The 12,297-nt window shown below is 65.5% G+C and carries 15 protein-coding genes; 3 read left to right on the forward strand and 12 right to left on the reverse strand.

Going from position 1 to position 12,297, the window contains the following annotated elements; all coding sequences use genetic code 11:
- Window positions 1-50: 50 nt before the first annotated feature.
- The 3 genes from ASC76_RS06355 (at window position 51) to ASC76_RS06365 (ending at window position 1,418) form a co-directional block, all read left to right on the forward strand.
- A complete protein-coding gene (locus ASC76_RS06355; protein ID WP_056464076.1) occupies window positions 51-326 on the forward strand; it encodes a DUF4242 domain-containing protein in 276 nt (91 codons plus the stop codon).
- A 42-nt stretch (window positions 327-368) separates the two neighbouring features.
- On the forward strand, window positions 369-719 hold the full coding sequence (locus tag ASC76_RS06360; protein ID WP_082548841.1) for a DUF4242 domain-containing protein: 351 nt from the start codon (window positions 369-371) through the stop codon (window positions 717-719).
- A gap of 168 nt (window positions 720-887) precedes the next feature.
- Entirely contained in the window at window positions 888-1,418 is a 531-nt protein-coding gene (locus ASC76_RS06365) for a TetR/AcrR family transcriptional regulator (RefSeq protein ID WP_056464078.1), read from the forward strand.
- A gap of 284 nt (window positions 1,419-1,702) precedes the next feature.
- Here the strand turns inward: ASC76_RS06365 and ASC76_RS06370 are convergent, their stop codons facing one another.
- From ASC76_RS06370 to ASC76_RS06425, 12 genes are all read right to left on the reverse strand, one after another.
- Window positions 1,703-2,953: an NAD(P)/FAD-dependent oxidoreductase gene (locus ASC76_RS06370; RefSeq protein WP_056466978.1), complete on the reverse strand. Its 1,251-nt coding sequence runs from the start codon at window positions 2,951-2,953 to the stop codon at window positions 1,703-1,705.
- Window positions 2,946-3,569: a MarR family winged helix-turn-helix transcriptional regulator gene (locus ASC76_RS06375; protein WP_200947112.1), complete on the reverse strand. Its 624-nt coding sequence runs from the start codon at window positions 3,567-3,569 to the stop codon at window positions 2,946-2,948. The genes ASC76_RS06370 and ASC76_RS06375 overlap by 8 nt, the downstream gene beginning before the upstream one ends.
- 4 nt (window positions 3,570-3,573) lie before the next feature.
- Window positions 3,574-3,897, reverse strand: coding sequence for a 2Fe-2S iron-sulfur cluster-binding protein (locus ASC76_RS06380; protein WP_056464082.1), 324 nt, complete (start codon window positions 3,895-3,897; stop codon window positions 3,574-3,576).
- Window positions 3,898-3,920: 23 nt separating this feature from the next.
- Window positions 3,921-5,132: a cytochrome P450 gene (locus tag ASC76_RS06385; RefSeq protein WP_056464085.1), complete on the reverse strand. Its 1,212-nt coding sequence runs from the start codon at window positions 5,130-5,132 to the stop codon at window positions 3,921-3,923.
- Window positions 5,133-5,144: 12 nt separating this feature from the next.
- The gene (locus ASC76_RS06390) at window positions 5,145-5,861 is read right to left on the reverse strand and encodes an ABC transporter ATP-binding protein (RefSeq protein WP_056464087.1); all 717 of its coding nucleotides are present in this window, start codon (window positions 5,859-5,861) and stop codon (window positions 5,145-5,147) included.
- Window positions 5,861-6,601, reverse strand: coding sequence for an ABC transporter ATP-binding protein (locus ASC76_RS06395; protein ID WP_056464088.1), 741 nt, complete (start codon window positions 6,599-6,601; stop codon window positions 5,861-5,863). The genes ASC76_RS06390 and ASC76_RS06395 overlap by 1 nt, the downstream gene beginning before the upstream one ends.
- Window positions 6,598-7,503 carry a branched-chain amino acid ABC transporter permease gene (locus ASC76_RS06400; RefSeq protein ID WP_235580442.1) on the reverse strand — a complete coding sequence of 302 codons (906 nt, stop codon included), beginning with the start codon at window positions 7,501-7,503 and terminating at the stop codon, window positions 6,598-6,600. The genes ASC76_RS06395 and ASC76_RS06400 overlap by 4 nt, the downstream gene beginning before the upstream one ends.
- Before the next feature lie 62 nt (window positions 7,504-7,565).
- On the reverse strand, window positions 7,566-8,423 hold the full coding sequence (locus ASC76_RS06405; protein ID WP_056464092.1) for a branched-chain amino acid ABC transporter permease: 858 nt from the start codon (window positions 8,421-8,423) through the stop codon (window positions 7,566-7,568).
- A 27-nt stretch (window positions 8,424-8,450) separates the two neighbouring features.
- A complete protein-coding gene (locus ASC76_RS06410; protein WP_056464094.1) occupies window positions 8,451-9,629 on the reverse strand; it encodes an ABC transporter substrate-binding protein in 1,179 nt (392 codons plus the stop codon).
- A 554-nt stretch (window positions 9,630-10,183) separates the two neighbouring features.
- Window positions 10,184-10,960, reverse strand: coding sequence for an SDR family oxidoreductase (locus ASC76_RS06415; RefSeq protein ID WP_056464095.1), 777 nt, complete (start codon window positions 10,958-10,960; stop codon window positions 10,184-10,186).
- Between the two features lie 22 nt (window positions 10,961-10,982).
- Window positions 10,983-11,747, reverse strand: a complete 765-nt coding sequence (locus tag ASC76_RS06420; RefSeq protein ID WP_157615363.1) for a carboxymuconolactone decarboxylase family protein — start codon at window positions 11,745-11,747, stop codon at window positions 10,983-10,985.
- On the reverse strand, window positions 11,725-12,204 hold the full coding sequence (locus ASC76_RS06425; RefSeq protein ID WP_082548843.1) for a cupin domain-containing protein: 480 nt from the start codon (window positions 12,202-12,204) through the stop codon (window positions 11,725-11,727). The genes ASC76_RS06420 and ASC76_RS06425 overlap by 23 nt, the downstream gene beginning before the upstream one ends.
- Between the last annotated feature and the right edge of the window lie 93 nt (window positions 12,205-12,297).

Genomic DNA, 12,297 nt, shown 5'->3' on the forward strand with positions numbered 1-12,297 from the left:
TTCGGTCCACGGCAGCGCTGTTGCTGCCGCCACTTCCAAGGACCACTTCCATGAACCGCTACATGATCGAACGCCACTTCCCGCAAGGCCTGTCGATTCCGCTCACCGACGAAGGCAAGAAGGCCGTCGCCGGCGTGGTCGCCAACAATGCCGAACACGGCGTGACCTGGATTCACTCGTACGTGAACCCGGACCGCACCGGCACTTTCTGCGTCTACGACGGCCCCAGCCCCGAAGCCATCCGCAAGGTTGCCGAACGCAACGGCCTGCCGGTCACACGCATCACGGAGGTGAGCGTCCTCGACCCGTACTTCTATCGTCCTTGAAGTCCCCCTTCGAGGCCGCCGCCCAACTACCACATCACCCACATGAAACCGATCTACACCCTCCTCATCTCCGTTGCCTCCGTGTTCGCTGCCGCTGCGCCCGTCATGGCCCAGCAGCGCTTCGTCATCGAGCGCGAGATCCCGGGCGCTTCGCAGATGTCAGCCGAGCAGCTGCGCGATGCGTCGCGCAAGTCGAATGCCGTGCTCAAGTCGATGGGCACTGACATCCAATGGGTGCAAAGCTATGTCGCCGGCGACAAGATCTACTGCGTCTACAACGCGACCAGCGAATCGCTGATCCGCGAGCACGCGCAGAAGTCCGGCTTCCCGGCGAATCGCATCACGCCTGTGGCGGCAATGCTCGACCCGACGACGGCTTTCAACTCGAAGTAGTGCGACGTTGCCGAATCATCGCGTACGCGATGGTTCGGCACTGACATCCGAGGTTCAACGTGCGACGGGGGGACCACACATGTCGTCCGAGGCCAACAAGAAGCTGATGCAGGAAATCTTTGCCGACATTGCCCACGGCAACGGAGCGCTGTTCGGAGCCACGTGCGCATGCTCTATCACTACTTCGGCGGCAAGGACGCGCTGTACGTCGCGGTGCTCGAAGAAGTGCTGGCCCGATTGCGGCGCGAAGAGTTGCAGCTCGACTACGAAGACGTGGCGCCGCTCGAAGGCCTGCTGCGCCTCTTCGACTTCATCGACGGCCACTTCGCACAGCACCCGGAGCTGCGCTGCCTGCTCGCCTTCGAAAACCTCAACCGGGCGCAGCACCTGCGCAAGTCGACGCGCATCCCGACGATGTCGTCACCCGTCATCGGCTTGATCGAGCGCCTGCTGCAGCGCGGCGAGATGGCCGGGGACCTTCGTGCCGGCATCGATCCGCTGAACCTTTACGTCGCCATGGTCAGCATGGCGTACTACGGAAAGTCGCACGCATACACACTGTCGCGCATCTTCGAGACCGACCTTGCCGCGCCTCGATGGCAGGCCACCCAAGCCATTGAAACACGACGAATGCTGTCGGGCTACCTGCTGACAACGGCACCAGAAGGCCGTGAGAGAACGACGATTGTTCGACCCTAGGGATCTGACTGCCGAGACAGCTTGGCAGCGGTTGCTGCCGGTCGCCGGAGGCGCACAAGCTTCCGGTAAGCGGCACCAAGCTGACTCTCGCCTCTGGGAGCCGGTTGCGGCTCGAGTGTCAGCTATTCATGCACAGCTGACTTCGGTGCTGCAAACCGCTGGACTTGCGCCGCGAACGGCTGCTTCCTCACACCGCGACGGGCTCAGATCGACCCAACGCGGACATTCCGATCCCGGATTCGACGCCGAAAAGCGGCCCTCCGAGGAACGGCAAGGGCGCACCGTCAACTCCGTTGGCGCGCATCCTCAAACATGCGACTCAATGGCACGCTAGAGTCGCATGCCGCTGCGGGCAGCGGACTCTTCCCAGATTCCAGCAGCTTGCGTGCTGCCATGTGATCCATCGGGGCGTTGACACTTTCGACGCAGACCAATCGGTCTGCCACGTAGTGCAGGACGGAAAAGCTCGCAGGCGCTGCGCCCGGGCGGATGTGTCGAACGCCATCGTGCGGCATCAACCCGGCCATCTGCAGACGGAGCCCGCCTTGTTCCGACCAGAACCACGGCAAGGCACGATAGGGCTCGTCGCGGCCGAGCAAGGTCGCCAACGCCGTACGCGCCTGGTCGTTGGCGTTCTGCACCGACTCGAGCCGCAGATGGCGGCCGCTCGTGTGCTCGTCGAAACTGGCGCAGTCGCCGATGGCCAGGACGAGTGGGTCCGACGTCCGCATCCCGTGATCGACCTTGATGCCGTTGTCGCACACGAGGCCGGCCTCGCTCGCGAGCGTGTGCTCGGGAACGGCGCCTATGCCAAGCACCATCAGGTCGACAGGTTCACGTTGCCCGTCGACGGTCAGCGCTGCGAGCCGGTCACCTTCGATCTCGAAGCCGCCCGCCGCGACGCCGAGCCGCAGGTCGATACCGTTGGCACGATGCGTCTGCAAGACATGCTCGGCCAGTTCGGGCGAGACCGAACGCATCAGCAGCCGCGGAGCCGCTTCCAGCACCGTGACCGACTTGCCGGCGACGCGCGCGGTGGCCGCGATCTCCAGGCCGATGAAACCTCCGCCCAGTACCGTCAGGTGCTGGGCCGAGCCGATCAGTGGGCGCAGGCGCTGCGCATCGGCCGCGGTGCGCAGCACGGCAACGTTGGTCAGACCGTCGGGCAGGTGAGCGAGCCGACGCGCACGTGTGCCGGTGGCAAGCACCAGCGAGGAATAGGTCAGTTGGGTGCCGGAACGCAGGCGCACGCTGCGCTGCTCACGGTCAATGTGCACAGCGGGGTCGGCACGGTGCACTTCGATGCCGGAATCAACGTACCAGGCTTCCGGGCGGTGGGCCTGCAGCGCCTCCTCGGGGCTCTTGAGATAAGCCTTCGACAAGGGCGGTCGTTGGTACGGCAGCTCCGCCTCCTCGCACACCAAGTGGACGCGCGTACCAAGCCCTGCCGTCACCAGGCCGGCGCAGAGTTGCGCGGCGGCATGGCCACCACCGACGATGACGATGTTGCCCTGTGTGGTGTCGGCCTCATTCATGATCGTCTCCACCGCTGCGGGCGCGACTCCCGGAAGCGGCTTTCGGGAAGCGCGCCGCGATATAACGTTCGGTCGCGGCGTCGACCTCGGGCAGGTTCTCGTGCAATCTGGAAAGAAGTGAGATCAATGTGTCGCGCTCCTCGGCATTCAGCACCGATAGCAGCGCACGTTCGCGTTCCAACGCGATGCCGAGGATCTGGTCGTGCAGTTTCCGGCCTTGCTTGGTCAACGTGGCGATGCGCACCCTGCCATCGGCCGCATCGAGGCCGAGCGTGATCAGACCCTTCGCCTGCATGCTCTTGAAACAACGGCTCACCGAAGCTTTGTCCATGCCGACTACCTTGGACACCTGCTGCGCGGAGATCGATCCCTCGATCGCCAGCAGCACCAGGCAGCGCCACGTCTCGATGCCCACATCCGCCACGCTCAGGTAGTGCTGAGAGGCGCCCCGCGACAGCTTGTTGGCGATCCAGGTGAGGAACGCCGGAACGTAGTGCTCCAAATCCACGACCTGGGGCGTCGTCTCGGCAGGTTTGGAACGTGATGTGCGGGTAGAGGGCATGGTGGTCGCGCGTTGAGGCGATGCGACTCTATCCGAGGCCTCGAGCTGTTCCATGGCGCTACTGCTGCCGTTCCGGAATGCGCACGACCAGGCCTTGCATCGCTGCGGTCAGCTTGATCTGGCACGACAGGCGGCTGGTCGGCTGGCGCTCCGTGGCCGTGCATTCCAGCATCTCTAGTTCGTTGGCCAGCGGCGGCGGCAGCTGGTCGGCCCAGGCCTCGTCGACGATCACGTGGCAAGTCGCGCACATGGCCGAGCCGCCGCATTCGGCCACGATGCCGGCCACGCCCGCGCCGGTGGCCGCCTGCATGACGCTGACGCCCTCGGGCGCCTCCAGCCCCTGCTCGGTGCCGTCGAAATGGATGAAAGTGATGTCGGGCACGTGTGCCTCCTGAAAGCGATGAATCAAACCGGGATCAGCCGCAGCGGCAGCGTGTCCAGCGCGCGCAGCGTGTTGTTCAGGCGACGGGTGTGAACGCCGGCGACCTCGATGCGCTTGACGCGCTTGGCCAAGGCGGTGAGGACCACTTCCCCTTCCAGCCGCGCCACGGCCTGCCCCACGCACCCGTGGATGCCCGACCCCAGCGCCATGTGCCCGCTCGGGCGCCGCTGAATGTCGAAGCGGGTCGGCTCGGCCCACTTCCGCGGGTCGCGGTTGGCGGACGCGAGCATGCACAGCACCTTGGTGTTGTCGCGCACGGGCAGCCCGGCGATCTCGCAGTCGCCCGCGGCTGTGCGGAAAAAGGTCTGCACGGTGGATTCCCAGCGCAGTGCTTCCTCGAAAGCCGGACGCGCCAGCGAATGATCGGCATGCAGCATCGCGTACTGGTCGGGGTGATGGGCCAAGCTGTAGAGCGCGTTGCCGATCCCGTTGATCGTGGTGTCCACCCCCGCCGACAGGAACGAGCGCACCAGCAGCGGCGCATGCTGAGGATCGATCTCGCCGGCGTCCGCGGCCTGATAGATCTGGTCGCCGAAGCCACCCGGCCTGAGCTGGTCGCGCTGGCAATGCACCATGATCCACTGCGTGACCTCGCCGACACGGGCCGTGCTCTTCGCCAGCAGTTCGTTGCGTGGGCCCATCGAGTTGAAGATCATGTCGCCGTAGATCAACAGGTTCTCGCGGCCGTCGTCGCCCAGCCCCACCGCGTCGGGAAAGACCTTGAGCGGATACGGCTGGGCCAGATCCTCGATGCCGTCGATCTGGTCATGCGCGACCGACTTCTCGAGGCAGCGGTCGACCAGCGCTTCCGCTTCGGCGGTGAAGGCGGCACGAATCTGCATCACCACCTTGGGGCTCAGGATGCGGGACAGCACCGCGCGGTTCTGCGTGTGCAGCGGCGGGTCGACTTCCAGGATCAGGCTCTTCGGCCGGAACGGCGCTTCGAGGTTGAAGTTCGTCAGTCCGACCCCGGCGCTCGAGATGAAGCGCACGTGGTCGTTGAAAACGGCGTGCGTCTCGGCGTGGCGGGCGCAGGCCAGCAGGTCGCCATACGGCGTGAGCCGCACGACCGGCCCGGCTTCGCGCATGCGCTCGTGCATCGGGTAGGGATCGAGGAGGTTCTCTTCGGAATACGGGTCGATGTCCAGCTCGGGGATGTTCAGGTTGTCGTTCATCACAGTCTCCTCTCAATGCACGGCCATGCCCACGAGCCGCTCGAGCGTGTGGACATCGCCTCGCAGTTCTTCGGCCAACGCGGCATGCGCGACTGCGCCGCGCTCCAGCACCAGCGCACGGTTCGCATAGCCGAGCGCCTCCTGTACCTGCTGCTCGACGATCACGACCGTGATCCCGGACGAACTCCGGCTCAGGTTCGCGAACGCGTTCAGCAACTCCTGGCGGATCAGCGGCGCCAATCCTTCCAGCGGTTCATCCAACAGCAGCACGCGCGGCTCGCCGAGCAGCGTGCGCGCCACCGACAGCATCTGCTGTTCGCCGCCGGACAGCTGGGCGCCGCCGTTCCGCCGGCGCTCTGCCAGCCGCGGAAAAAGCGCGTACGCCTCGTCGAGTGCGCGCCGCGGGCGCTGCTTCAGGCCTGCCACGAGGTTCTCTTCGACGCTCAGCGACGGAAAGATGTCGCGCGTCTGCGGCACCAGCCCCAGGCCGCGCTGCGCGCGCTGGTGCGGTGCGAGGTGGCCGATGTCTTCGCCGTCGAAGACGATGCGGCCCGACGTGAGTCGTGCCAGGCCCATGACCGCCCTCAGCGCGGTGGTCTTGCCGACGCCGTTGCGGCCGATGATCGCCAGGCGCTCCTGTGGAGCTACGCTGAAGGTCAAGCCGTTGAGCACGGTCATCGGGCCGTAGCCCGCGACAACGTCATGGAGTTCGAGCAGCGGCGTGTTCATCAGGCACCCAGGTAGGCAGCGCGGACCATCGGGTCGCGACGAATCTGATCGGGCGTGCCGTCGGCCAACACCGCGCCCTCGGCCAACACGACGATCCGGCGGGCGAAGCGGAAGACGAGGTCCATGTCGTGCTCAATGATCAAGACGGCGAGCTCGGCCGGCAAGGCGGCGAGCGCCGCGAGAAGGCGCGTGCCCTCGCCTTGCGGAACGCCGGCCATCGGCTCGTCCAGCAACAAAACGCGCGGGCGCAGCGCAATCGCCAGCGCCATCTCCACGAGGCGCTGTTCGCCGTAGGCGAGAAGCTCGGTGGCAAGCCCGGCATGCGCGGCGAGACCGAAATCCCCGAGCAGTGCGCGCGCCTCGGCGGCCAGCAGCGGGTAGGCGTCGATGGATCGCCAGGCGCGGCCGGTCAGTCTTTCGCGTTCGAACAGCGCAAGCTCGATCTGCCGTTGCACTGGCAGATGAGGTGCCAATGTCGTGATCTGGAACGTGCGGGCCAAGCCTGCACGCACGCGCTGCGCCTGGGTGCGATCCGTGACATCCTCGCCGTTCAGCAGCACCTGGCCCGAGCTCGGCGCCAGCACGCCGCTGACGAGGTTGACGAAGGTCGTCTTGCCAGCACCGTTCGGCCCGATCAGCGCGAGACGGTCGCCCGCGTTCAGTTGCAGCGAGACGCCGCGTGTCACGTGCAGGCCGCCGAAGCGCTTGTCGAGCGCACGGGTCTCCAGCACCGCGGTCATGGCGCCGCTCCCATGCGGGCGCGCAACCAGCTCCAGGCCTTTTGCGGCGGCAGCAGCACCACCACCATCAAGGCGGCGCCGACAACGAACAGCCAGTGGTACGGGTTCATCGATGCGGCCGTGTGGTGCAGCAAGGTGAACACCAGGGCGCCGATCAGCGCGCCCGTCAGACGGCCCGCGCCGCCGAGAATCAGCATTACCAGCAGCTCGGCCGACAAGGCGAACGACAGGCTGTCCATGCCGACGATCGCGTTCGTCTGCGCCGACAACGCGCCCGCGGCGCCCGCCAAGGTACCCGCCACCGTGTACATCGCCAACAGCCGCGCGAACACCGGCGTTCCCAGGGCCGCCATGCGTGCGCGGTTCTCGTGGATGCCGCGCACCGCCAGGCCGAACGGCGAGTCGACCACGCGGCGCGCCAGATACAGGCCCACCGCGAGCACGACGATCGCATAAAGCGCCGCCGTGCGGCCTTCCAAGTCGAATGCGAAGCGGCCCAGCAGCGGCCCTACCGTGAATCCCGACAGGCCGTCGTCGCCGCCGGTCCAGTCACGCGCCTTCTGGGCCAGGCTCAACACGATCTGCGCCACGGCCACCGTGAGCATCAGGAATGTGAAGCCGCTGTAGCGCAGCAGGAACGCACCCGACACGAACGCGAGCAGCGCGCCCGCACCCATGCCGACTGCCAGACCCAGCAAAGGATCGGGATGCAGCCGCAGCGCGAAGATGCCCGCGGCGTAGGCCCCGACGCCGAACAACGCAGCCTGACCCAGGGTCGCGAGGCCGGCGATTCCCACCACCAGATCGAGCGAAAGCACGAGCAGCGCCGTGATAGCCAGGCGCGACAGCAGGCCCAGCTGATCCGGCAAGGCCCAGCATGCGACCAACCCGACCGCGAGCACGATCAACGGTGCCCGCCACGCAGGAACGCAGAGCGGAGCAGCTGATTCGGAGGGACGTGGCGTCATCGCTTCAACAATCCGTGTGGTCGCCATGCGAGCATCAGCGCCATGGCGACGAAAAGGAACAGGCTGCCCCACTCCGACGCCAGATACTTGCTCGCCGTCTCCACGGTGCCGAGCGACACGGCGGCCACCAGCGAGCCCATCACGCTGCCCATGCCACCAACCGCGACAACAACCAGCACCAGGACCAGATACTTCAGCGCGTAGTACGGCTCCAGCGGCATCAATTCCGCCCCGAGCACGCCGCCCAAGCCCGCCAGCGCTGCGCCCACGGCGAAGCTCGCACACTGCACGGTGCGGATCGGGATGCCGAGCGTGGACGCCGTATCCGAATGATCGACGGCCGAGCGCAACCAGATGCCGAAGCGCGTACGCGCCATGGTCCACACCGCGCCGGCAGTCACCAGCAGGCCGGCCGCGATCACCAGCAGGCGTTGCGCCGGTAGCGTGCGGAAGCCCAGGTCCACCGACTGCGTGAGCAGTGGCGGCAGCGTGATGATCTGCACCTGAGGGCCGGCCAACGCATTGGTCGCGGCGATCAGGAAAAACGCGAGCCCGATGGTGAAGAGCACCTGCTCGAGCTCGCTGCGCTTGTAAAGGTGCCGAAGCACCAGCGCTTCGAGCAACGCGCCGAGCAGCGCCGTACCTAAAACAGCCACCGGCAGCGCGAGCCAGAAGCTCCACTGGGCTTCACGCGTCAGCAGCGCGGCGCCGTAGCCGCCGATCATCGCGAACGCGCCGTGGCTCAGGTTGACAAAGCGCATCAGCCCGAGCGTGATCGACATGCCGACGGCGATGATGAAGAGCACCATCCCGTAGGCCACACCGTCGATGCCGATGTTGAGCAGCGTCTGCATGACGGCGCCTGTGACGTCCGCGGCGTCTTACTTGTCCAGCCCGTAATCGATCTGCGGGCCGAAGTTCTGCACTTCCTTGTTGACGAGCGCTCCGCCGACCTTCTCGACCGTGCGCAGGTAGACGTTCTGCACGATGTGGCGCGTCTTCGCGTCGATGCGCACCGGACCGCGGGGACTCTCCCACTGCAGGGACCGTGCGGCCACGAGCGCCTTCAGCCCATCGCGTTGGCCACCGGTGGCTTCAATCATCTTGTGGATCACGTACATGCCGTCCCACGCACCGACCGACGCGTAGTTCGCCACGGCGTTCGAGTCGCGCTTCTTCAGCGCCTCGATGAACTTCTTGTTGGCGGGAGATTCATGTGCGGCAGAGTAGTGGAACGCGGTCGTCAGGCCGATCGCGGTGTCACCGAATTTCTGCAGGTCGAACTCATCGGTCTCGGCGGTGCCGAGGAACCGGATGCCGGACTTCGCGAGGCCGTTCTCGTTGTAGGCCTTGACGAAGCCCAGGTTGGGCGGGCCGCCGGGCAGGAAGGTGTAGACCGCCTGTGCGCCGCTGGCCTTGATGCGTTGCACGAAGGGCGAGAAATCGGTCGTCGAAATCGGCATGCGAATGCTCTCGACCACGGTACCGCCCTGCTTCGCAAACTCGCTCTTGAACGCGGTCTCGGCGTCGATGCCGGGACCGTAGTCGGTCACCGCGGTGACCACCTTCTTGAGGTTGCTCTTCGCCGCCCATTGCGCCATCGGCACCGTGACCTGCCACAGCGTGTAGCTGGTGCGAATGAAGAACTCCGACTTGTCGGTGATCGCCGAGGTGGCGGCATTGAAGATGACCGTGGGGGTCTGCGACTGCTGGATCAGGGGCGCGACCGCGAACGCATTCGGCGTGAAGACGAAGCCGCCGAGATAGTCGACCTTGTCCTTGACGATCAGCTCCTGCACCAGCGTCTTGGTCAGTGTGGGGTTCGGGCCGCCAGTGTCGCGGTAGATGAACTCTATGTCCTTGCCGGCGATCTTGCCGCCCTGCGACGCCACGTACGACTCGACACCGTTCTTGAAGAGCGTGCCGTAGTGCGCGAAGGGGCCGGAGAACGGTCCGACGATGCCCACCTTGATGGCCTGCGCCTGGGCGCCGAGCGCAAAGGAGGCCGAAACAACAAAGGTGGATGCGACAGCACACCAGCGGCGGGCAATACGATTCATGGATGTCTCCTGTGTTGCGCTGCAAGGCATGGCTGCAACGTCAGGGGACAAAGATAGTGCCGGGTGGTTGGTATGTCAACTAGTTGAACTACCAACCGGTTCTGGCGTGATCATGGCGCTCCGCGCCAGTTGCCATCCTTCGCAGTCAAGGCGAAGCGGGCTCTTCCGTCGTAGCCGTAGCGGTCCTTGCCGGAGTACCGCAACACGCCTTGCGGCACGACGGTTTTGTCCGTTTCCAACGCTTGCAGCGCCCGTCCGGTCGCGCTGGTGTCATCGCGCGCGAAGCGTTCGGCCGCCGTGAGCTTGAGGCCAGCGGAGGTCGCGAATCGGGCATCTCCTGCAGCGAGCTTTGGCCATAGGAATCCGAGTAACCCGCGAAGGCGAAGCTCTTGATGCCCGTCTTCGTCAAGTACTCGACCGTGCTCTCGGCCATCAGCGAGATGCCTTGCGGGAGACGGAACGTGAAGCCGTTCTTCCCTTCTGGCAGGTCGATCGGCGCGGCGGCCAATTGCACCGGCGCCGAGCCGTTAACTCATATCGGAGGAGCCCGCTTCCTAAATGCCGATGGTCTGACCGCCATCGACTACCAGCGCGTGGCCCACCATGAAGCCCGCGCCTTCCGAGCAAAGCCACATAACTGCCGAGGCAATCTCTTCCGGCTTGCCCATGCGGCCGATCGGCTCCTGCGCGATCACTCTCTCCCGCCCCTCGGGCGCGCCCCCCGAGAACCGATCCATCATCGGCGTCTCGATGATGCCGGGACAGACGGCGTTCACGCGGACGTTCTTGTCCGCGTAGTCGAGCGCCGTTGCCTTGGTCATGCCGATGACGCCGTGCTTGGAGGCGCAATAGGCTGCCTGGCCCCGGACGTCGGCGACACCGGCGCCGGAGGAGGTGTTGACGATCACACCGCCGCCCACATTGAGCATCAGCGGTATCTCATACTTCATGCACAGGAACACGCCGCGAAGATTGATGCCGATGAGCCGCTCCCAATCAGCGTCGTCGATCTCGGACGTCGGGGTCAGCTCCTGCTCGACACCCGCGTTGTTGAATGCGAAATCGAGCCGGCCATAGGCTTTGATCAATGCGTCCAGCGCGGCCTTGACGTCGCCGCTCCGGCTCACGTCGCAGCGCACCGCAAGGGCCTTGCCGCCAGCCGCCTCGATCAGCCGCTCGGTTTCGCGCGCACCGTCTTCTGATATATCGGCAATGACGACACTGGCTCCCTGTCGGGCAAACGCGAGCGCAGTTGCACGGCCGATGCCGCTCGAGCCGCCAGTAACAAACGCGACCTTGCCGGCATACCGGCTGGGTTCATGATCAAACATACGTTTCCCCTGTGTTCTCACCCTACCTCGACGGCCGGCTCGCGAGTTGGCGTGTGAGCGCGGCCTGCGCCCTGCGGCCCATTTCTTTATCGACCTTGTCGGAGAGCAGCTGTGACAACTGGCCCAGTTGTCCAGCCGTGAGCCCCACGTTCATGCTGAAGCCCATGTGCGCCTGCAGCTGTGACTCGGCACCTTGCAGTGCCGAGAGCATGCCCAAGGTAGCCACTTCGCGGCCTTGCCAATCCAGGTTGTCCCGTTCAAAGATGGCGCCGAAAAGGTGGGCCTTGAGGTACTGGTCGATCACCGGTGCGAAGTCGTAGATCGCACCTCGGGCCGGCGCGCCGATCAGCCGCGTCTGGTTGGCGGTGCCTGCCGCCAACAGGGCATCACCGGACGGGATGGCGCGCGTCGGGGCCGGCCCGGCCACGTCCTGCACACCTCGTTGCTTGCGTGAATCGAGCACTTTCATCAGCTCGCTCAGGGCATTCAAGCTGCGCGGGAAGCCTGCGTACGCATAGAGCCGGACCAGCACTTCCTTCGCTTCGTTCACGGTCAATCCGGCGTCCAGACCCTGGTTCAGCGCGGCAGCAAGCCGGCTCATGTCCCCAGCGGCGCCCCAGGCAGCAATCGGAATGATGGCTTGCTGCCGGATCGAAAGCGTTTCCGATGGGACTTGCGCTTGCATCGCGGCGTTCGGCGGAGTGGAGGTGGCGTAGCTGCACGCGGCGGCGACAGCCAATGCGATGCCGACGGCGATGCGGCGCTCAGCGTGATGTGTATTGCGCATCGCTGACCTTCTCCATCCATTCCACATTCTTTCCATCAAGGGTTCCACTCACCGCGAGGTGCGTCATGGCCACCGGCGAGGCGCCATGCCAGTGCTTCACGCCGGGTGGGCACCACACGACGTCGCCGGCGCGCAGCTCCTGAACAGGCTTGCCCCACTCCTGCGTCCGCCCGACGCCCGAAACGACCACGAGCCGCTGCCCTGCCGGGTGGGTATGCCACGCAGAGCGTGCGCCCGGCTCGAACGTGACATAGGCCCCGCTCGCCGTGATCTGTGGGTTAGCGGGCCAGAGTTGTTCGACCCTGACGCGGCCCGTAAACGTCGCCTCGGGGCCGACCACAGAGGGCGTGGTGCCTGCGCGAACGATCTGCTGCCCGTCGACAGGTTCGGCTGCGCCGGCAACGCAGGCCTGCGCGATCACGAGACTGCCGACGAGTTGCTTTAGGCGTGTCTTCACTGGAACTCCTTGCTTTCAATGCCTGAACTTTAGGGACGATGGATTGCCCTGAGAAGACGGCAAAATCCGCAAGCACATGTGCAACTAATTCAC

Source organism: Rhizobacter sp. Root404 (assembly GCF_001425865.1).
Classification (GTDB): Bacteria; Pseudomonadota; Gammaproteobacteria; order Burkholderiales; family Burkholderiaceae_C; genus LMDS01.